This window comes from Paenibacillus sp. NPDC058898 (assembly GCF_049316025.1).
GTDB lineage: Bacteria > Bacillota > Bacilli > Paenibacillales > Paenibacillaceae > Paenibacillus_AQ.
The window spans coordinates 306,077-326,613 of record NZ_JBMOSM010000006.1 but is presented as its reverse complement, the minus strand read 5'-3'; the positions used below and the strand labels follow the sequence as shown (position 1 = coordinate 326,613).

The 20,537-nt window shown below is 51.6% G+C and carries 23 protein-coding genes and 2 pseudogenes; 3 read left to right on the top strand and 22 right to left on the bottom strand.

The genetic code is table 11. From position 1 onward, the window contains the following. Nucleotides 1-8 precede the first annotated feature (8 nt). The 9 genes from ACOZB4_RS18730 to ACOZB4_RS18690 form a co-directional block, all read right to left on the bottom strand. Nucleotides 9-1,346: an LLM class flavin-dependent oxidoreductase gene (locus ACOZB4_RS18730; protein ID WP_379412383.1), complete on the bottom strand. Its 1,338-nt coding sequence runs from the start codon at nt 1,344-1,346 to the stop codon at nt 9-11. Between the two features lie 36 nt (nt 1,347-1,382). Further along, the gene (locus ACOZB4_RS18725; protein ID WP_076322764.1) at nt 1,383-1,850 is read right to left on the bottom strand and encodes a DinB family protein; all 468 of its coding nucleotides are present in this window, start codon (nt 1,848-1,850) and stop codon (nt 1,383-1,385) included. 164 nt (nt 1,851-2,014) lie between these two features. Next, the gene (locus ACOZB4_RS18720; RefSeq protein ID WP_379412378.1) at nt 2,015-3,220 is read right to left on the bottom strand and encodes a M20 peptidase aminoacylase family protein; all 1,206 of its coding nucleotides are present in this window, start codon (nt 3,218-3,220) and stop codon (nt 2,015-2,017) included. Between the two features lie 43 nt (nt 3,221-3,263). After that, nucleotides 3,264-4,280 (bottom strand): LLM class flavin-dependent oxidoreductase, encoded by a 1,017-nt coding sequence (locus ACOZB4_RS18715; RefSeq protein ID WP_379412375.1) that lies wholly within the window; start codon nt 4,278-4,280, stop codon nt 3,264-3,266. 13 nt (nt 4,281-4,293) lie between these two features. Continuing rightward, a complete protein-coding gene (locus ACOZB4_RS18710; RefSeq protein WP_076322761.1) occupies nt 4,294-5,046 on the bottom strand; it encodes an amino acid ABC transporter ATP-binding protein in 753 nt (250 codons plus the stop codon). Next, nucleotides 5,043-5,753 (bottom strand): amino acid ABC transporter permease, encoded by a 711-nt coding sequence (locus tag ACOZB4_RS18705; RefSeq protein WP_379412371.1) that lies wholly within the window; start codon nt 5,751-5,753, stop codon nt 5,043-5,045. Before ACOZB4_RS18705 ends, ACOZB4_RS18710 begins: the two co-directional genes overlap by 4 nt. Further along, nucleotides 5,750-6,535: an amino acid ABC transporter permease gene (locus ACOZB4_RS18700; protein ID WP_379412367.1), complete on the bottom strand. Its 786-nt coding sequence runs from the start codon at nt 6,533-6,535 to the stop codon at nt 5,750-5,752. Before ACOZB4_RS18700 ends, ACOZB4_RS18705 begins: the two co-directional genes overlap by 4 nt. A gap of 32 nt (nt 6,536-6,567) precedes the next feature. Continuing rightward, nucleotides 6,568-7,404 carry a transporter substrate-binding domain-containing protein gene (locus ACOZB4_RS18695; RefSeq protein WP_379412364.1) on the bottom strand — a complete coding sequence of 279 codons (837 nt, stop codon included), beginning with the start codon at nt 7,402-7,404 and terminating at the stop codon, nt 6,568-6,570. A gap of 139 nt (nt 7,405-7,543) precedes the next feature. Beyond that, entirely contained in the window at nt 7,544-8,422 is an 879-nt protein-coding gene (locus ACOZB4_RS18690; protein WP_339270866.1) for a LysR family transcriptional regulator, read from the bottom strand. 266 nt (nt 8,423-8,688) lie between these two features. Between ACOZB4_RS18690 and ACOZB4_RS18685 the strand changes: the two genes are divergently transcribed. Both ACOZB4_RS18685 and ACOZB4_RS18680 read left to right on the top strand, forming a co-directional pair. After that, nucleotides 8,689-9,231 (top strand): GNAT family N-acetyltransferase, encoded by a 543-nt coding sequence (locus tag ACOZB4_RS18685; RefSeq protein ID WP_379412361.1) that lies wholly within the window; start codon nt 8,689-8,691, stop codon nt 9,229-9,231. 191 nt (nt 9,232-9,422) lie between these two features. Beyond that, nucleotides 9,423-9,920, top strand: coding sequence for a hypothetical protein (locus tag ACOZB4_RS18680; protein WP_379412357.1), 498 nt, complete (start codon nt 9,423-9,425; stop codon nt 9,918-9,920). 88 nt (nt 9,921-10,008) lie between these two features. On the opposite strand, the gene ACOZB4_RS18675 is transcribed toward ACOZB4_RS18680, so the two are convergent. From ACOZB4_RS18675 to ACOZB4_RS18645, 7 genes are all read right to left on the bottom strand, one after another. After that, a complete protein-coding gene (locus tag ACOZB4_RS18675; protein ID WP_076322755.1) occupies nt 10,009-10,587 on the bottom strand; it encodes a YecA family protein in 579 nt (192 codons plus the stop codon). A 403-nt stretch (nt 10,588-10,990) separates the two neighbouring features. Continuing rightward, entirely contained in the window at nt 10,991-12,124 is a 1,134-nt protein-coding gene (locus ACOZB4_RS18670; RefSeq protein ID WP_379412354.1) for an SGNH/GDSL hydrolase family protein, read from the bottom strand. Between the two features lie 124 nt (nt 12,125-12,248). Then, nucleotides 12,249-13,664, bottom strand: a complete 1,416-nt coding sequence (locus ACOZB4_RS18665) for a radical SAM protein (RefSeq protein ID WP_076322754.1) — start codon at nt 13,662-13,664, stop codon at nt 12,249-12,251. A gap of 17 nt (nt 13,665-13,681) precedes the next feature. Next, on the bottom strand, nt 13,682-14,470 hold the full coding sequence (locus tag ACOZB4_RS18660) for a prolipoprotein diacylglyceryl transferase family protein (RefSeq protein ID WP_100540466.1): 789 nt from the start codon (nt 14,468-14,470) through the stop codon (nt 13,682-13,684). A 65-nt stretch (nt 14,471-14,535) separates the two neighbouring features. Beyond that, on the bottom strand, nt 14,536-14,799 hold the full coding sequence (locus ACOZB4_RS18655) for a hypothetical protein (RefSeq protein WP_379412348.1): 264 nt from the start codon (nt 14,797-14,799) through the stop codon (nt 14,536-14,538). A 641-nt stretch (nt 14,800-15,440) separates the two neighbouring features. Next, nucleotides 15,441-16,577 carry a choline esterase gene (locus ACOZB4_RS18650; protein WP_379412346.1) on the bottom strand — a complete coding sequence of 379 codons (1,137 nt, stop codon included), beginning with the start codon at nt 16,575-16,577 and terminating at the stop codon, nt 15,441-15,443. A gap of 108 nt (nt 16,578-16,685) precedes the next feature. Then, nucleotides 16,686-17,345 (bottom strand): TetR/AcrR family transcriptional regulator, encoded by a 660-nt coding sequence (locus tag ACOZB4_RS18645; protein WP_339270851.1) that lies wholly within the window; start codon nt 17,343-17,345, stop codon nt 16,686-16,688. A gap of 169 nt (nt 17,346-17,514) precedes the next feature. On the opposite strand from ACOZB4_RS18645, the pseudogene ACOZB4_RS18640 reads away from it, so the two are divergent. After that, nucleotides 17,515-17,715, top strand: a pseudogene (locus tag ACOZB4_RS18640) (recombinase family protein); the annotation flags it as partial. A gap of 180 nt (nt 17,716-17,895) precedes the next feature. Here the strand turns inward: ACOZB4_RS18640 and ACOZB4_RS18635 are convergent. The 6 genes and pseudogenes from ACOZB4_RS18635 to ACOZB4_RS18610 all read right to left on the bottom strand — a co-directional run bounded on the left by ACOZB4_RS18635 (nt 17,896) and on the right by ACOZB4_RS18610 (nt 20,535). Further along, nucleotides 17,896-18,501 carry a metalloregulator ArsR/SmtB family transcription factor gene (locus tag ACOZB4_RS18635; protein ID WP_339270849.1) on the bottom strand — a complete coding sequence of 202 codons (606 nt, stop codon included), beginning with the start codon at nt 18,499-18,501 and terminating at the stop codon, nt 17,896-17,898. A gap of 100 nt (nt 18,502-18,601) precedes the next feature. Next, complete coding sequence (locus ACOZB4_RS18630; RefSeq protein WP_422759597.1) at nt 18,602-18,730, bottom strand: hypothetical protein; 129 nt, start codon at nt 18,728-18,730, stop codon at nt 18,602-18,604. Nucleotides 18,731-18,808: 78 nt separating this feature from the next. Continuing rightward, nucleotides 18,809-18,997, bottom strand: coding sequence for a hypothetical protein (locus ACOZB4_RS18625; RefSeq protein WP_074961888.1), 189 nt, complete (start codon nt 18,995-18,997; stop codon nt 18,809-18,811). A 219-nt stretch (nt 18,998-19,216) separates the two neighbouring features. Beyond that, nucleotides 19,217-19,601 (bottom strand): annotated as a pseudogene (locus tag ACOZB4_RS18620) (histidine phosphatase family protein). Between the two features lie 16 nt (nt 19,602-19,617). Continuing rightward, on the bottom strand, nt 19,618-20,064 hold the full coding sequence (locus ACOZB4_RS18615; RefSeq protein WP_339270847.1) for an NUDIX hydrolase: 447 nt from the start codon (nt 20,062-20,064) through the stop codon (nt 19,618-19,620). 39 nt (nt 20,065-20,103) lie between these two features. Beyond that, nucleotides 20,104-20,535: an NUDIX hydrolase gene (locus ACOZB4_RS18610; protein WP_379412340.1), complete on the bottom strand. Its 432-nt coding sequence runs from the start codon at nt 20,533-20,535 to the stop codon at nt 20,104-20,106. Between the last annotated feature and the right edge of the window lie 2 nt (nt 20,536-20,537).

The following is a 20,537-nucleotide window of genomic DNA, read 5'->3' as shown; positions in this document are numbered from 1 at the left end:
GCTCCCTATTAGGAACGGACAGCAACTGCCTGATCCTTGCTGTACCGGTTCTCGGGCACCGGCAATCCCAAATTGCCGCGCAGCGTGTCGCTCTCGTACTCGGTTCTGTAGATGCCTCTCTCCTGCAGAAGCGGGACGACATGGTCCACAAAATCCTCCAGACCGTTCGGCACCGCCGCAGTAATCATGAAGCCGTCGGCTGCGCCTGCTTCGAACCAAGCCTGGATCTTGTCTGCCACCTGCTCCGGCGTGCCGATAAACCCGCCGCGAGGCGTGGCCGACTGCAGTGCCACTTGCCGGAGCGTCAGCCCCTTCTCTTTAGCGTCCCTTTTGATTTTGTCGGTACCGCTTTGGAAGCTGTTCTTGCCCAGGTCGCCCAGCTCAGGGAACGGCTCATCCAGCGGATACTGCGAGAAATCGTGATGCTCGAAGAAGCGGCCGAGATAATCCAGGGCATTCTCGATGGTCACCAGACTGGCTATCTCCTCATATTTGCGCTCGGCCTCTTCGGCCGTGCTGCCGATAATCGGGCTGATGCCGGGAAAGATCAGCACTTCATCCGGATTCCGGCCGAAACCAGCCGCCCGCGACTTCACGTCCTGATAAAAGGCTGCCGCATCCTCCACAGACTCATGACCGGTGAATACCGCATCAGCTTCCTTTGAGGCATAGTTCTTGCCGACCTCGGACGATCCCGCTTGAAAGATGACCGGCTGTCCCTGCTTGGAACGGGCGATGTTCAGCGGCCCCTTCACGGAGAAGAACTCGCCTTCGTGATTCAGCGTGTGCATTTTCTCGGGATCGAAAAAGACGCCCGTCTCCTTATTCCGCACGAAGGCATCATCCTCCCAGGAATCCCATAATCCCCGGGCAACCTCCAAATACTCCGTTGCAATCCGGTATCGCTTATCGTGCTCCGGATGCTCCTTCTTGCCGTAATTCAGGGCTGAGCCCTCCAGCGGAGAGGTGACGATGTTCCAGCCTGCGCGTCCGTTGCTGATCTTGTCGAGCGACGCGAACTGACGGGCCACGGTGAACGGCTCGCTGTACGAGGTGGATAACGTACCGACAAGACCGATGTTTTGGCTGACGGCAGCCAGGGCGCTCAGTATGGTGATCGGCTCAAAGCGGTTCAGAAAATGCGGGATCGATTTTTCGTTGATATACAAGCCGTCCGCAATGAAGATCAGATCGAATTTGCCTTCCTCGGCTTTTAGAACCCACTGCTTATACAGCTCAAAATTAACGCTTGCGTCAGGCTGCGCATCCGGATGCCGCCACATGGAGGTTCCTCCGCCCACGCCGTGTAGGAGCGCCCCTAATTTCAATAGTCTTTGCTTTGCCATATTCCATTCCTCCTTATCGATCTTAGCGTCATCTGCTCACACGGGAGCTGCAGCCAGTTTAATGCGTTCGATCTGTCCGAGATGATTCTGTACGTGGCGGGTAAACCCGCTGACGATATCCGAAACGCTGACGGTCTCCCCTTTGAAATTGATGCCGGTTTTGATCGTATCGGCTGCGCTCAAGCGGCGAAGCAGCAAGCTGTTGTAGTGCAGCAGCGCCCGGAATGCTTCCAAAATATCCGCGGCTCTGCCTTCGTTCGAATATTGGCCGTTGACCCAGGCATCCTGATTGAACGCAGGCAGTTGGACCGTTGTCCCGGCCAGAATGTCCCGAATCCGGAACGAGATCACGATGCTGTGATCCACCAGATGGGAGAGCACCTCCTGTACGCTCCATATATGCGGTGCCTGCTTCCATTGGAGTTGATCCTCACTAAGGCCAGCAACGGCGGCCAGCAGCTGATCATGCGTATTAACAAAGGCTTCGATAGGGAACTCACTCATTCGATCTCCTCCAATACAAACTCGATAATGACTCTCCCGATATAAACAACAACAAGAAGCTGCCCTTCACATCGCGCTGCGGTTCATGTTCGGGGCCTCATAACGATAATGCTTGAAACATGAATCGATGCTTCCTTTCGAATGACAGCGACAGAAGGAACTCCTTAAGGCGATGGCGATGGTGATGGTGATAACAATAGCGAAGTCTCCCCGCCGGAGTTGTAATGCCTAAGTGCCCGCTCCGCCAGCCTCGTGAAGAAATCGATGCTGACCTGAATCGCCCGCTCATCCAGATCAAACGCCGGATGGTGCCACTCCTGCGTGCCTGCCGTCCCCATGAAAACAAACAACCCGGGAACCTCACGCTGGTACACCGCAAAATCCTCACCGGCCGGCGAAGGAACCGGTATCACCGCCTCATATCCCGCTTCGGCAGCAGCGACATAACCGAGCTCCGCCAGCTTGCGGTCATTATGGACCAGCGGCGGTCCCTCGATCCAGCGTACGGCAGCCGTCGTTCCGAAAGCTGCGGCTACGCCTTGAACCACCTGGCCGAATCGTTCAAGCACCTGCAGTCTGACGTCGTCATCGAAGGTGCGTATGGTCCCTTCCAGCAGCGCTTTATCCGGGATCACATTCCAGGCGGTCCCGCTGTGCAGCTTCGTGACACTGATGACGGCGCTCTTCAGAGGGCTCACATTCCGGCTTATGATCGACTGGAGCGCCGTAATGATATGCGATGCGGTCACGATCGGGTCAAGGCCCGCTTCCGGCACGGCCGCATGGGACCCCTTGCCCGCCACTTCAACCACGAAGCCGTCGGCGGCGGCCATCAGCGGGCCCTCCTTAATGCCGATGGTCCCGACAGGCAGGTCCGGCTTGTTATGCATGCCGAAGATCGCCTGCACGCCTTCGAGTGCCCCGCTGTCGATGACCTGCCTCGCTCCCTTGGCTTTCTCCTCGGCCGGCTGAAAGATCAGCCGCACTGTTCCTTTCAGCTCCTGCTCCCGCTTCTTCAGGGCATACGCCGTCCCGATTAGGGCAGCGGTGTGAAAATCGTGCCCGCAGGCATGCATTTTACCGGGAATCGTCGAGGCATACGGAAGCCCTGTCTCTTCCTGGACCGGCAGAGCGTCGATATCCGCCCGCAGCGCAATGATCGGCCCCTCTTGAAGTCCACCGACCTCGGCGATTACGCCTGTGGCGAGCGGAAACTCCGTGACCCGTATCCCGGCTTCCTCGAGCCAGCCCATAATCAGCCGCGTCGTTTCGAACTCCTCGTTCGACAGCTCCGGGTACCGGTGCAGATGGCGCCGGATCTCAATAAATCGATGGATGTCTATATCCGTGGATAAAACATGGCTTGGCATTCGTAAAACCTCCTAAATAGTCACGTACCTATGACCGATTCCATTACGCTTCGGCAGGAACCTCAGCCAACGCCTCGCTCAGCAGCTCGAATGAGCGGATTCGCTTGGCAAAGGGCTGGATATTACTGGTGACGATGATTTCATCAACGCCCGAAGCCTGTTGAAGCCGGAGCAGCTGTTCACGCACGGTCTCCTTCGTACCTTTGGTGATGAACGGCTCCTGTTCCTCGATCGTGTACGGCTCACCTGCCTGGCGTCCGAATTCTTCGGCCTGTTCCCTTGTCCCCAGTGCCAGCGTCCGGCCGCTGGCCAAATGAATCTTCACCAGCTTCAGCGCCCCTGCCAGCTCCGCCGCTTCCGCCTCCGTATCAGCCACGATTACGGACAGTGCAACAAGAATTTTCGGTTCCCTGCCATGGGAGTAGTCAAACGTGCTTCGGTAAACACGAATGGCTTCCAACGCCGCGGATTCCTCCCCGTTGATGAAGAGGGAGAACACATAGGGCAGGCCGAGTCCGGCCGTAATTTCCGCGCTGCCTGCGCTGGCCCCCAGCACGTACAGCTCGGGGGCGGTCTCCGGCAGCGGAGCGGCACGCAGCCCGACGAGCGGATGATCCTCTTCCAGCGTGTTATGCACAAATTGGCTAAGCTCGACGATCTTATCGGTTAACGACTCCTGCTCCTGCACGCCCCGCTGCAGCGCCTGCGTGCTGCGCGGCAACCCGCCAGGCGCGCGCCCGATGCCCAGATCCACGCGTCCCGGCGCGAGTGCGGCCAGCACGTTGAAATTCTCCGCTACCTTATAAGGACTGTAATGCTGCAGCATGACGCCGCCGGATCCCACGCGAATGGTTTGGGTTTTAGCTAACAGGTAAGAAATGAGCACTTCCGGCGAAGAGCCTGCTACTTGGTCCGAATCGTGGTGCTCGGATACCCAGAAGCGCCGGAAGCCGAGCTCCTCTGACTTTTGAGCAAGCTGCACGGTATGCGTGAACGCCTCCGCTGCCGTTTCGCCCGGATATATTGGACTTTGGTCAAGCACGCTTATCGTAATCCCCATATTGGTTGACCTCCTAAATGCTGTAGTTAAGCTCAGGCGTGATCCGCTTCAGGAACTGCTTGGTTCGTTCTTCCCGCGGATGATGGAACAGCTCGGACGGAGTCCCCTGCTCCACAATCACGCCTTCGTCCATGAACACGACGTGATTCGCCACATCCCTCGCGAAGCCCATCTCATGCGTCACCACGATCATGGTGATCCCTTCCTTCGCGATTTTGCGAATCACCGCAAGCACCTCGCCCACCAGCTCCGGGTCGAGCGCCGACGTCGGCTCATCGAACAGGATCACCTCCGGCTCCAGGGCCAATGCCCTGGCAATGCCCACCCGCTGCTGCTGCCCGCCCGAGAGCTGACTCGGATAGGCATCCAGCTTATCGGCCAGACCGACCTTTTCGAGCAGGGCGATACTTCTCTCCCTCGCCTCGGCCTTCGGCATTTTTTTGACGACGACCAGGCCTTCCATCACGTTCTCGATCGCGGTCTTGTGTTTGAACAGATTGTACTGCTGAAACACCATGGCTGATCGCTGGCGGAGGTCATGAATTTCCTTCTTCGTGGCCCGCTTGCAATCGAGGCGGTAATCACCGATGGCAATCTCGCCGCCATTCGGCTTCTCGAGATAATTCACGCAGCGCAGCAGCGTGGTTTTGCCCGAACCGCTCGGCCCCAGGATCACCACCACTTCCCCTTTGTTTACCGTCAGATCAATCGATTTCAGCACCGCGTTCTTGCCGTAGGACTTTGAAATATCGGTCAGTTGAATCATGCGACGCCCCCCCGATTGTAGAGATTGATTCGTTTCTCGATGACTACGGTCAGTCTTTCGATGAGGAGTGTAAGCCCCCAGAAAATAGCTGCCGCGGCCAGGTAGGATTCGAAGAACTTCCAATTGGTCGATGCCACGATCTGTGCCTGCGCGTTAATGTCCACAACCGACACGGTAAATGCCAAGGTCGAGCCGTGAAGCATGCCGATGACCGAATTGGACAGGTTTGGTAGGCTGACGGCCAAGGCTTGGGGGAATACGATCCTGCGCAGCGCCTGCCACGTCGTCATGCCGATTGAATAAGCTGCCTCCAGCTGCCCCCGGTTTACCGCGAGCAGGCCCGAGCGGATCACTTCCGACATATAGGCGCCTGCCGTAATCGAGAACGATAGGAACGCGAACCAGATCATCGGAATGGAGGATGACTTAAAGCCCCAGCCCATCTGTGCGGACAGCGCATCCACCAGCACCGGCAGCCCGAAATAGATCAGCAGCAGATGCGTCAGCATGGGAGTACCCCGGATAAAGGTCACGTAGGCTGCAGCGATCTGGCTGAGCACCGGCACGTTATAGATCCTGACAAACGCCGCGATCAGCCCGATCATAAATCCTGCCGTAACCGATACGGCGGTGATCAACAGTGTTGTCGGGATCGCGGACAGCAAGTTTACGAATGCCGTCCATATGAAGGATGGATCGATTTTCACAGCTCCGCTCCTCCTTTATCAGGTCTCATTCCGGCGATGATGCGGCGGTAGGCCCCTTTCTTTTGCATACGGAATCTTTCACGGGCTGCCGACTCCGGTACCTCATGGCGCATCAGACGCCATTCCGCACGCAGCAGCAGTTTCTCCAGCGTAAAGCTGATGACAAGATAGATGAAAGCCAGCGCCAGATAGGCCTCGATAAAATGCTGGGTGATATTGCCTAGAGTTTGCGCTTTTCCCGTCATCTCCATAAGCCCGAGGGTGAACGCCAGTGAAGTATCTTTCAGCAGGGCAATCACCATATTCGAAAATACTGGAACGGCGATCGCGAGCGCCTGGGGGAGGACGATCCGAAGGAAGGCTTGATGTCCTTTCATCCCCATGGCATACGCCGCCTCTACCTGACCTCTGTCCACCGCCGTTACCGAGGCCCGGATCATCTCCGACATGAAGGCTCCGGTATGAAGCCCGTAGGTCAAGATCACGAATACCATGACAGGCGCCCGGGACATGTCGATATGAACAAGCTTCAGGATCTCCGGCAGACCATAATAGAACAAGAAGAGCTGGATCAGGATCGGCGTTCCCCTGAAGAACGAAATGTACACCTTGGCAAACGCGTTCAGCACCGGAATCCGGTACAGGCGGGGAAGGGCAACCAGAAATCCGACAACGATCCCCACCAGCAGAGAGCCTGCCACGATCAGCAGCGTGACGCCTAAGGTCGACAAGAGTTTAGGCAAAAAGCTAAGCACATACGAGAAATCGAACGGTGCACCCATGAATCCTTCTCCCTTCTTGCATGGTTATCTCATCATGGATTCGACGACGTAAAGTCGTCTCCCAGCCATTCCTTGCTCAGCTTAGTCAGCGTTCCATCCGATTTAAGCTCCCTGATCGCATCGTCAACCGCATCCGACAGCTTCTGGCTGTCCGGGTCGTCTTTGCGGAATACGAACAGAATATCGGCCTCCGACAGGTGATCACCCGTTGTTTTCAGCTTTCCTTGCGGATCGATCAGCGGCAGCGTAAAGTCCGCCCCAACGGTTGCAACCACCCGGCCTGTCGTAATCTGGCTTACGGTATCATTCGCCGCACCGTTCTGATAGACAATATCGATCGCATCGTTATTGTTCTTGTTGTAGTTTTCCAGAATCTGTGCAGCCGCACTGGTTGCACCGGTCAGCACCTTTTTCCCCTTCAAATCATCCAGCGATTGAATGGAGTCGTTCTCCTTAGAGACGATGATTTTATTTCGCCAATGGGCGTACGGCTCTTTATTGAACAGGTACTTTTCCGTTCGCTCCGGATTCTTCTCCATCTGGTGAGCTACAAAATCAATTTTCCTCGTTTCCAGGCTCAGCAGCAGATTGGAGAACTCCTGGGTCTGCAGCTCGAACTCATATTCCGGCAAACGTTTATCGATCTCCCGCACCAGCTCAACGTCAAAGCCGGTCAGCTTACCATTCTCGTCAATAAAGCAAATTCTCGGGAAGGCCGTGCCCGTGCCGACAACAACCTTCGTTACTTTTCCTTCCGCTGCGTTCACCTTGCTGTCCTTCTTCGCTTCTCCGCTCTTCGTGTCTGCTCCGCATCCGACGATCACCCCTGCCAATGCGATGACAACAGCTGCTACGATTGATTTCTTCACGACCTCATCCCCTTTCGATCTTGTCCCCATCCACAAATAAATAATTCCTATAGATTTAGTAAGAATTATGTTGTCACTAACTTTACCGCGATTTGGGGAACGCGTCTAATAGAGTTTTTCTATTCATCCATGCAAATCATCAATAGGACAATTCCCGACCGAGCTCCAGCAAAGAATCCAGAAACTCATTATTCTGTCCGTTCAAGGAGATGAGATGGGTTTGCAGGGAAATGCCTGCCGTTTCGGCTATATCCACGGGAATCAGGCTTCCCTCGGCTACCTCCTGCTGAGCGCAAAGGCCCGGTAGAAAGCAGATCCCCGCCCGCCCCAGCACGAGCTTCTTCGCCGTCTCGGAATTATCCACCTGAAACACGATGTTCGGCGGCTGTTCCAGACTCTCGAATACCCGTTGAATCCGCAACCAGTCCAATGAACCGCACTCGAAGAAGACCAGCGTCTCGCGCCGGATATCCCGAATGGAGGCTCTCCCGGCAGCAGCGAGCGGATGATCCTTATATACATACAAGCGGATGGGGTCCTCGAAAAAGGGATAGGATTGAAACGCCGGATTCATCAGCTTGCGGACGAAAGCCAGATCGATATCCTTGGACGAGAGCTTGCCGGCCAGCTCTTCCGTCGGACCTGTTGTCAACTTGAAGTTCATCTCGGGAAACCGGCGGTTGAGCACCATAAGCAGATAAGGCATTAAGTAATTGGATACCGAAACGGTGCTTCCGATTCTGAGCTCATTGGGCATGGAAGCTTTCGATTGAAGATGGTGCTTTCCTTTTTGAAAGGTTTGGAGGATCTGCTGGGCATAGGGGAGGAATTGTTTGCCTTTGTCGGTCAGATGAATCTGTTTACCCAAACGGTCGAACAGCCTGCAGTCGAGCTCTCTCTCTAGTGACTGGATGCGTGCGGTCACCGTCGGCTGGGACAGAAACAGGACGTCTGCCGCCTTATTGAAGCTGCCGTAATGATTGATGTAGACAAAGGCCTCGATATTTTCGATGTTCAAACTAACACCTCCGGACATCATTATACTCACTATTCCAATGAATATAGATGGTTTTAGGACCGCAATTTCCTTATAAATTATCCTTATCTTAGGCAGTTGGCAAATTATTGTCAATCCAAATATGCATATAGATTTTTTTAATGACAGCATTAATAATTTTGTTTTCCAATGTGTTTAATGGGAATAAGCTGCTATACTAATCTCACCTTATCAGGATACGACCGTATCCTCTGAAACTGTAATGAACTAAAAAAGGAGTGGGAACGATGAATTCAATGCAGGAAGTGATCATACGGGATGCTCATGAGTGGGAACGAGAGGCTGTTGCTGCTATAATGCTGGAATCCTATCAGCAGTATGCCTTCGATCTGTCTACGGAGCGATGGGAGGAATATCGGGATTCCATCAGGAATTCCGCGTACAGCCATGCGCCGCATGCCCGGATCGTCGCCGAGCTTGACGGGAAAATCGTGGGCAGCGTCCAGCTCTTCCTCTCCTCGGAGGCCGCTTACGGAAAACCGGAAATGGGGATTCACTCGCCCATTATTCGCCTTCTAGCCGTATCTCCGGGTTCCCGGGGACGCGGCATCGCCACGCTTCTGATTCAAGAGGCTGCCCGCAAATCGATCCAGCTCGGCGCAACCACGCTGAATCTTCATACCTCCGACATGATGGCCTCTGCGGTGAAACTCTATGAGCGGCTTGGCTTTGAGCGGGCATATGATACGGATACGTTTAACGGCGAACATCTTGTCAAAGGATACCGGATCGAACTGCCCGGCTCCCTGCTGCTGCAAAGCGCCGTGTGAAATAACAGGCTAAATACGAATAACCGGACATCTTCTCCTGCATTGAGGGGATGAGTCCGGTTATTTTTTATATGTACATTTATTCCCTGCCCCCATCGTAGTCGATTCGTTCCATGGTTGTAAAAGCGAGAATTTCATTTCCCATTGATTGACAAGTATCATACAATGAACAACAAAGGAGGATATCGCTCATGTGGAGTAAATGGAAGCTGAACGGGCCGGTATGGGCAGGCATCGCCTCGGGCATTCTCCTCGGGCTGTTCCTTAAAGTGATCGAGCACATCACCTCGTTAGAGGTCTATACACTGCTGCTGAACGTTGATTACGTACCCGTTCTGAAGGAGATGAAGCTCTCCGAACCTATCGAGTTTGCGCTGCATCTCGTCATCTCCGTCCTGCTGAGCATCGCTCTGGCTGTCTTTCTGAAGCAGAAGAATTGGTCCCGCGGACGAAGCTTGTCCTGGGTCACCCTGGTCTGTTTGACCGTAGGGCTTCTCCTGTATCCGACTACGGTCTTGTCGGTTCACACACCGGAGCTGTCCGACTTCGCTGCCCTTCTATTCTGGCTGGCAGGTCATCTGCTATACGGCATTGCATTAGGCTGGCTGCTGATAAGTTCACGCGGAGCCTCTGCCAAGATCGGGAAAGCAGTCATGCGAAAACGTCGATTATGGATAAACGCAAAATGACCGCCCCACTTGAATAGGAGCGGTCACGCTATGATACCGAATGCGCAAATGCCGCACTCATGCTATTGGATCCTTCACTTTAGCAATGCTAGTGTCCCAGGGACAAGTCCTTGTCCGCTTCGCTCTCGGATTCCTCATCCTCGACGTTCGCGTCGTCACCGGACGCCGCTACGCCATCCATGAAGTCTTGAATCTGACCGCTGTTGCGGGTCAACGTAGCAACGGAAACCTCATGCTTCTTCGCGATATCGGACTTCGTTGTTGAAATGTTCAGCGATGAAGTTACTATATATTCCAACGCACTTGCATATCCGCCCTGTTTACGGTACTTCGGATTGGCTTCTCTGGAGAAGCTGTTCCAGACCATCAGGAGGCTGAACACTTGAAACAGCTGCTGATCATCCTGCAGCTCATAATCCCGGCAGATCTGAGGAAACACAGACTCGGCAAGCTCGCGATGCTCATCAGCGTTCCAGTCCATCCATCCTAGCTTGTCGTTAATCATCTGACGCAATTGATCGACCTGCAGCTTAGGCTCTTCTGCTCTCGCACCAGGGAACTGGATGACTTTACCGTATACCGTGCGTTCATCTTTTTCAAGACAACATCTTTTGTACTTTTTCCCGCTTCCGCAGTGACATAGATCGTTTCTTCCTAGCTTTTTCATTTCCTAGCTCCTATTTGAATGATTTCTTCTATTATACATGGAAAATATGAAAATGCGCATCTCAAGCCTGTAAACCCTTAAGGCATGCCGGCCTTCCGCGTCATAACACTCTCTTACAGGGGGGGCTTCCGATAAGAAGGTGTCCAGGCAAGTTAGATAGCAAAAAAGCGCGGGTCCCCTCTATGAAAGCCGCGCCCCTTCATATTATTCTATATTATCGTCATAACGCAAGTAGGATGTAACAAATTTGTTAGAACCTATAATAGACTTGTACCATTTTTGGTAAAGATTCCATAGATCCGCGCCATAAGGCTCATTGGCCTGGCCCAATGGTCACAGATTTCGATTTCATTGCGTTTACGATACTCCACCCATACGCCAACATTTGAACCTGTTGACTGCCTTATCGCCCTGCTGCAGATGCACTATCGCCAATCACTTGCCTGAGCACAGGCTCAAGCCGGTCCGCCATCAGCTTGAAGCCGAGGTCCGTCGGATGAACTCCGTCAACCGTCGTTTCCCCGGGATCATCACCTAACCAATCCGATCCATCGACAAACGTTAGGTTCTGATCTCCCGCCTCGGTCAGCTGCCGGATAAGATCCATCTGGAACTTCTTCCGCGCAAGCCGCCCTTCGAGAATCTCCGGTTTAAACGACTCGGCTCCATGGCGGATGCGGGATATCAAAATGATAGGGACCTCCGGGTGAACCTTGCGGTAGGTCTCGATATATAGAGGCAAGGTCTGTCGATAAGACTCAGTGCTCCCGGCGTTCCCCTCGTAATCAATGACGAGACATGCGGGTTCCGGAATTTGAGCCGCCAGTACCGCAAGCTCCGACTCCCCTTTTCCGTTGCCCGAGAAACCCAAATTGATAAACTCCAGATGAAACCTGCGGCTTACGATGTTTGTATACGACATGCCGGGCCGTGATGCGCATCCGCCTTGCGTAATGGATGTTCCGTATACAATCACTTTTTTGGAAGAATCATAGGATTCCGGTGCCCAAACCTCGGCCCCTGGTTCAAGTCCAATCCATATCTCTTCGACGCCCTGGTACAAGGGCATATTCAGGAGGAATGATCGTGCCGCGCTTGTCTCGGAATCAAAGATGCTGCTCTCATACTCCACCTGACCGGCCTGAAAACGAGCCGTTCCCGCATGCAGCCAATGGCCGGGGCCGCCGATATACGCATCCACGCCGCACTCCCCCGTTGGGGGCATGTGGTACATACTGGAGCCAGCGGTCAAACATACGCGGACCGACACGCTCCGCGAATTCGTGCGAAAGCGGATCTGACCGCCCGATGTGCAGTTCGCTAACGCATCCACCTCAGGTCGGATGTAAACCTCCGGTACCGCAGGCAGTCTACGATATATGCGTTCTGTGTGGAACCAGCCAAATCCGGATACCTGAAACGGCCCCCTCTTGGGGGAATACCATATCCGTTCGTCCGCTCCATGGTTCTCGATCTTCATGTTCTGATCCAACTGATAAGGGGATACCTTCTCAGGTTCAGGAACATTGTTCTGCACAATTCTCGCCTCCCTATGTAGTTAGGAATGAATAAAAATCCAAAGCGCTTATCTTCTTCTCCAGTGTTATATCGCCTCATCCGCTCCGGTTTCGGAGCCATTGAGCCATAATATCAGAGCCTTCTTACCGGTCCCATGCGGTGGCAACCTCTTCCTTCAGCTCCTTCAGCAGCTCTTCCTTGTCGTCTCGGTAGAACATGTTGTAGGTGTCAAACGGGATCATTCGTCCGTCAGGATGCATGATGTGGACGCAGGATTTCTTGACGGAACGGACGTCGAAGTTATGGGCGTCCAGGAACTGCATGATAATGACCCGGAAGACGTTGTCATAGGTAATCTGCTCCGGCACGGCCGCCAGCGGCAGACAGCAGAGCAGGCTCTTCAGGGAAAGTGCAGAGGATTGCGGCGAATGGCCGGTCGACAGCAGCTCAAACATTTTGCCGCGAATCACCGGATCCTGCTCAAACACAATCGTGTTGCTGTCGCCCTCGAGCAGGATTTCCGGGTCGATCATCCGTGTCAACGGCAGCACTTCCCCGCCCAGCTTCAAGGCGTAGCCCATGGCCAGGCAATCCGGGTGGCAAGGAACCGGCAGAATGTCCGCATCCGTAAATACCTCGGACTGGTCGATGATCATCCGCCGCACTTCGCTCACGGTCAGCCGGTCGGTTGCCGGATCATACCCCTCCAGCCGGCCCGCAGCCTGAATCGGCTGAATGGTGACGCCGCGCACCGCTTTTTGCTGAAGTCCATACTGAATGATATCTCCGATTTCGCCGTCATTGAGGCCTTTCTTCAGCGTGACGACCAGTGTCGTGGAGATATTGAATTCATTCAGATGGTCGATGGCTTGCTGGCGGATGCGCCGAAGGTCGGCCCCTCTCAGCTCCTTCAGCACATGCGCCTCAAAGCTGTCGAATTGCAGGTAAATTTCGAATCCTGGCATGTACTCGGCCAGCCTCCGCGCAAAATCGCGGTCCTGGGCAATGCGGATGCCGTTTGTGTTCACCATAATATGCTTGATCGGACGGCTCTTGCACATGTCCAGGATGTCAAAGAAATCCGGATGCGTCGTCGGCTCGCCACCGCTGATCTGAACGATGTCAGGCTCCCCCTCGTTCTCCACGATCCGGTCGAGCATGAATTCGATCTGCGTTAGCGACCGGTACGAGGTACGATGCGGTGACGACTCCGCGAAGCAGATCGGGCACTGCAGATTGCAGTGGTCCGTGATCTCCAGCAGCGTGAGGCAGCTGTGCTGCTCATGGTCCGGACAGAGCCCACAGTCATAAGGACAGCCGTAACGGATCGGCGTATTCCAGACAAGCGGCATTTCGGACGGCTTGATAAACTTTCGCGTCTGATGGTAATAATCGGCCTCTGTGGCGATCAGCACTTTTTCCGGACCGTGAACGAGGCATCTTTTGAGCATATAGATCATGCCGTTCTCCTCGATGATCTTGGCTTCCACTTTGCGGTAACAAGTCGTGCATATGCTATTCGTCAGTTCATGATACAGATAAGGCCGGTTTTTTGGCATAATCAAGACTCCTTTGGTCAGCTTGGAAGATGGGAACCCGGCATGAAGCGGCGAAGCCGGTTTCTGCCGCCGATCAGCCATGCATAATAGATGAGGCCCGCGATGCAGGCTAATTGGATATTGTTCAGTCCCAGGTAAGGATGCGGCGTCGGTTTAATCCAGTCGATCACCAGGCGGAACAGCAGGTACCCGGCCATAAACCATTGAAACATCCGCCCGGACACGTAGCCCTCGCGAGTAGATCTGCCGCGACTTTGGCGGTACAGCGGAAGCAGCAGCAAGGCCAGCACGATCAGGAACAGGATCTCATACAGCTGAGTCGGATGGCGATAAACCCCGTCGCCAAAATCCACGCCTGTGAACCAGGTCGTCGGCGTGCCATAGGTATGGTCATCCAGGCCGGTCAGAAAACAGCCGATCCGTCCGAGTCCCAGGCCCAGCATCAGCGGGTAAACAAAATCGTCGCCCGTGGAATGCTTCCATCCCACCAAGCGCTTTGTCAGCTCGACGCCGATCAATCCGCCCAGAAGACCGCCGACAATCGTCTTGCCTCCCCATAGCAGGTGGAATTGGCGCAGCTGTTCCCAAGTGGCAGCCGGATCCTCCAGCCAAAATAGCAGCTTGGAGCCAATGGCCGCGCCGGCGATGATTCCAGCCAGAATCTGCAGGCTCATCAGCTTGGTCATGCCGCTCGGCCTGCGGGTCCATAAATACACGCGGAAGCCGATAAAATAAGCCAGCGATTCAAACAACACATGGGGATGAATCCGCCAGGAACCTAGGTACAAATAAACAGGAAACTCCATCTGTCCACTCCTTGAAATAATAACTGATTTGAAAATTGCGCTTGTCGGAACTAGGAACACGTGCGTTAATAAGAAAACAGTATGGCTCCGCAGATCGTCAGCAGCAGCAGCGCAAGACCGCCCAAGATAGCCAGTATGGAGACGATTACGGTTACCCATACGTTCCTAGGCCGTCCCGGCATACCGGGAGCGGGGTTCATCTCACCGCAGCGATAGCGGCAGTGGCCTGTCTCCGGATTATGGCATTCCTCGCATACCGGCTTTCCGCAGCGCGTGCACTGAGCGACGGCCTCCCTCTCGGGATGGTTCATGCAGCGGTAGACTTCCATCCAATCACCTCACTTGGCATTTAACCCTTATATTCCCTATTGTAAACGTTACCGGGGAATTAAACTACCAGATTCGTTATGACCGTTGTCCAGTGATCATGAGGTTTTCAGAGGGCATTGCGCCATTTAAAATAGACGCACCTACCTTGGGCGAATCGCAGGAAGAACTTATTGCAAACTGCAAAGAGATGATAAGCGGTGTTTTTTTTGTTGGAGTGCCTCATTCAGCAAAACAAAGGGGAAACAGTCATAAGCGACATTTATTCTGTCAACGATTACAACCTATCCCTGCGCCGAGTAGTGGACTATATTGAACAGCACTGCAAGGACATCTGTACCGTGAGCAGTGGTATGTTAAAACTTTTATCGAACAGAAATTTTCATAATATTTCGGCTGACGGCAATCAGGTAGCGAAGTATGAAAGGACATAGTCATGGCAGGTTTCAATATGAATATTTTTAAAAATAGCATTTGCAATTTTTTAGGTGGAATGATGTCAAGCTAAGACAGAAATAGATACTTCAAATAGAAAACAATGCCTGAAATATGAGAGAGCCGATAACCGTGTAATAGGGTTATCGGCTCTGTGTCTGTACGGCTAGCTCTTTGACATGCGTTTATCAGCAACCCCTCGGTTATGTCACTTGTTGCTGGTCTTCTTGATCAAGTCCACGCCATCGTATGCCAGACTTTCCACACTTGCAGCCTTCTGCAGGATGTAATGATCAAAAAAGTTCTTCGTATAGTCTGTAACAAGATTTCGCATCTCCATAGCATCCCGTTCGCCTCTGAGTTCCTCATTAACACTGGTAAACACGATGTCGCAGTAATCTAAATGCGCAACACGATCAACAGAGAAATAATAGGTTTCCATGCTATTGTTAGCGCCAATTATCGCATTCATGTTATAGTTAGGTTCACAAAACAGTAGCAAGAAGGGTTTCTTAAGGTCGCTGCCCTGAAGGCCGAACGCACCGCTATCCAAGCCAATCCCACAGGCGAACCGGTCGTCGTCCCGGCAAACCATCGCCGTCGTAAGCCCTCCATAAGAATGTCCGACTATGCCCATGCCGATGTCAAGCAACAATCTGCCCTTAAAGATGGAATTCAGTTCTCCAGAGTCCAGTTTGTAAAGATAATCGGCTACATACCTTACATCTTCTGCCTGTAATTCACTATACTCTGTTACCTTGGCAAGTATCGGCAGTGTAAGCACGTTACGGCACATCTCAATGGCAGTTTCATCGTCAGGCCGCATCTCCATCTTACCAGCCAACGCCAGCATCTCCGGATCTTCAGAAAACGCCATAATGACATCCGAAAAATCCTTTGATACATTAAACAGGCGCCCATCTTTACGCTTATACATCGTGCTATTCTGATGGCCGATGCTTACCACAACATATCCCATGCTTGCCAAGTCTGTACAGATCACTGTACCCCATTCTGGAGAACCGCCCCCGCCGCAAACATAGAATAACACCGGATAGCGCTTTTCCTTCCCGGAGAGAGCGAGGTCGTCGTAACACTGGGTCTTGATATCTATAGAGAAAACATCCTTCAACGCAGTGATAAGTGGCTGCTCATTAAACATTTCGTAGACTTCAGGAAACATGTACGTTGATGTAGTCTTACCTTCGCTGCTGTCGGACGGATAGTACACAAACGCCGTCAGTTCTCTTTTTGAATGATCTGATGCCGTGTACTCAAAATCCATCTGGGTTCGACCGACAGTATAGCCGCCAATTGGTTCTGGAAATGCGTCATACGTTTTCATTTTCTTGTTCCCCCTTAATTAATATGGCGAATATGAAATACATACACTGCGCTATGAGCACTTTTCAAAACGGTGAAACGATTACATCCTATCTTCAGTGAATCATATCTACTCCCTGGCTTTCTTGATATCGCTAACCATTTCAGAATATTTATGATCTTCAAGCAGCCCATGACTCATAAAGTCAGCAAAGTACTTGCTAAGCTTATGTTGCAGCGTAGAGTCCTTAATATCGAATTCCCTAAAAAACATGACTAAATTAAACTGCATTGACTCAAACATAAAAGAAATCAGGTCGTCGTCAATATCAGGTCGGAGATATCCATCAACCCTCATTCGGCGTAAAATGTCCTTGATTAAAGGGAATGACTCGCCCTTTAGCACATTCAGATATACTTTAAGTAAAACGTTCTCAGGAATGTTTAAAAATGTTTTAGTGAGTTTGATTTCCAACTCATTCAGCGGCTCGGTCACAGTGCCATTAACGTTACCAAATAAGCCAGTAAGGAAAAACCGGTAAAGGGAATCTTCATTACTGTTATTAAAATACGCAGCTCTTTTCTGGGTGACATTACGTACTAAGAGACAATAAAGGTCATCTTTGTCTTCAAAATACCGATAAAATGTTCCGGGGTGCATGGACAAACTATCCAAAACCATCTTCATAGTTATATCCTCGTAAAGATTATCAACAAAAAGATGCATAGCGTTATTAGATATTTCCTCGCGCCTTGCTTCATCTAAACGATAGAAAGTATTTTTTGGCATAGATTACTCCTTAATATGAAGTGTGAACTCATTCACACCATACCGATAATTCATTCACATGTCAAGTAGTATTGAAATATTAATATCCATATAAAAGATTAAAACCATTGCATAGAACATTATCCTTCCTAAGAGATAAGTTAATGGAGTTGTTTTGTTTTTTTATATGACCTTTGGTTGTGAGAGAATTTTTATAGATAAAGTGAGTGGAGTTAAAAAGAAAAGGGACGGATTAACTGAGGCATTAGATATTGTTCGAAGCGGAGACACAATCGTTGTTTGGCGATTAGATCGACTTGGAAGAAACATGCAGGAACTTATAAGTGTTGTTAATGATCTGAATGAAAAAGGGATTAGTTTTTATAGTCTGCCATGAGACCGGATTTCCATGTCTGCTGGTTTCCAGATGAAAAAGCAGGATAAACCATACGGTCCCTGCCTCTTATCCGTTACTGGAATATAGAAATGACCTGCTCTCTTAAGGACTTGCTCCGAGACCTGCTGCTCGAAATCCTATCCGTTGTAGGGATAGCGGAGAATCCTCTTTCATTTAGGATAGATCCTCCCACCGTGCCCACATCTCTTGCGGATTGAGCTCATATACCCCGTTGTCTCTGAACATGAAATGATGCATGATAAACTCCCGGCGAAGAGTCGCAAAGTCCTCATGGTAACCCTGAATAAACTCGTTGATTTCCTTCTCGGTGTACTTACGTCCCTTCTCCAGCCGGGATACCAAATGTGTAAGCACGATAAGTTTCTTCTTCAGTTGGGCAGGGATGCTCTTCAGCTTCCCGTCGGATGTGAAAAAATGGTTCACAACAGCGTCCCTCGTCCGCTGATCTTCTTCCTCCAAGCGCTCGGGGACGCCCTCGGGCCTCACTCTTTGGTAGATTAGATTTTCCGTAGCCGTTGCACTATTTTTGATGAAATAATGGTTTAACGAGAAATAGATCGTGTTCTTATCCCTGCGCTCTTTGATCAGGCTCGCTTCCCGCAGCTTCGCTGCATGGTGCGTGATCGTTGCCGGCGTGACACCGATCTTCTCGGCCAGAACCTGTCCGTTCAATTCGCCTTCGGCTAGCAGGATCAGCATTTTGATTCGCGTCGGATCTGCAAGCGCCTTATGATAACTAACCACCTTATCCAATTGCATGGATATGTTCACTCCCTACACAATTTGACGAACATCTAATTTGCTATTGATTAAATTAGATATTATCCCATCTGAAATTCAAAGTAAACCTCATTCTTTTTTAAAAAATGGCCAGAACGATGACAAGAGCGATATGACCGGGGAAAAGGTCCGTCATATTCATGTTTTCGTGAAAGGCGGCAAGTAACGCCTGAACTTCATTCACAGGACATGAAATAGCCCGCTCCATTTTCGTAAGGAGCGGGCTGCTGCATGACTATCGTTTCTCAAGTTTCTATTCACATCCAGTTAACCTACAAACCTCATCTTACACGACAGCTGCGTCAACTCTGGACTGATCGGCATTCTGGCATCTCTTGCATACCTTTAGCGCCGTGCCGTCCGACTTGTTGGCGACGTAGAGAAGCTTGATGCGAGACGTGCTGCATACCGGGCATGTGCCGCGGCCACGTGATGGCATACTCCATAGTGCGCGGCCCCGTTTTGTTTTGGCCATGTTTCATATCCCCTTTATTTCATAATCTCTTTAATGTTGTTGCGAACCCCTGCACACAGCTTGTACAAGATTCGATTTCTCTTTGTTATACGAATCGTAGAAAATACAGCCTGAATATCTGTGCAACTCCATTATAGGGGACGGCCTACCGGAAAATATAGGGAATAAACGCTTATGAACTCTTTTTTACATACGGTACGTCACATTGTGCCTGGTGCTTCACGAGGTCCATATCCGCTGTATCACGAGTACATCCGAATGGAAGTTGAGCTGATACACGTCGGGATTGGTTAACGCCTCCCACTCGTCGAAGCCGATCCGGTTATCGTAGTACTTCAGCAGAAGCGAGATCAGGCTCATTGCGACCCGATAGAACCCTCTCCGTTAATCTCTCATCCATCACAGCTTCCACACCAATGAGATTCGCCAAGGGTTTTATCGTATCGAAGGCTCTGCGGTAAGGACTCGAAACAATATGATCAATCCCTTTATCAGATAAAAACTCCGCAAGTTCAAGCGCTTGCTGAATACCTTGCACGGTTAACGGAGCGTCGACGGCTTGTCCCTCAGCCTTGCAGTGTCGCACAATAATTACGTTTTTCATGAAATCAGCAGCTCCTTTATAACCCAATATTACTCTTGAGCCCTTGATAGCTTCCTGACTCCGGAAATCCGCGCTGAACGATCGTCATAAACTTCTCGGAGAACCCGTGACTTGTTAAATCTGCGATTGGGACCAGGACCACATCACCGATGGGATTGAAATCGAACTCGTTCGACGGGAGGCGGATCTCCCCCTCCAAGCGTTCCAGCAAAAAGGTTATATGTAACAGTGAGGGCGATGAATCCGGTTTATCGCATAGATATAGGAGCTTCTTCACTTTTGTAGTTAGCCCGGTTTCCTCTTCCATTTCCCGAACCATGGCTTCCTCCAAGGTTTCCCCCTGCTCTACTCTTCCTCCGGGAAGCGACCAGCCACGTTCTGACGAAACGCTCTGTTTGACCAGCAAAATACGTTCGTCTTCAATCAGGATTCCGGTCACTCTGACCTGCAATAGGTTGCTCATTACCACACCGCCAATTCGTTGGATTCTTTATTCCCTGACTTAGGTTAGCTTACGTCGTGCCTCCTCCGCTCTTTGCACACTCTCCTTCGTCCACGGCGGTGCCATCGGGTGATTCATGATTTCGGACAGCGTCATCCACTGTACCGACTCTACCTCGTCCGGACTCTTGCTGTATGGCGTCCCCTTATCATACTCGCACAAGAACACCATGTTAATGACAGGACGGTCATCGTCCGTTACAAAAGAAGAACTGTATACGTACGTGACGTTCTCCTTCACCTCGACGCCTACTTCTTCGCAAAGTTCCCGCTTCACCGTGTGCTCCAGAATATCCAGTGTGTGCCCCTCCCTGTCGACTTTACCTCCCGCTAACGAAAGTGTTCCGCCCGCATGCTCTTCCTTCATGCTGCGCGTAATCATCAGCCACTGCCCGTCCTTGCAGACGGCCCCTTCTACGTTGACGATAAACATGT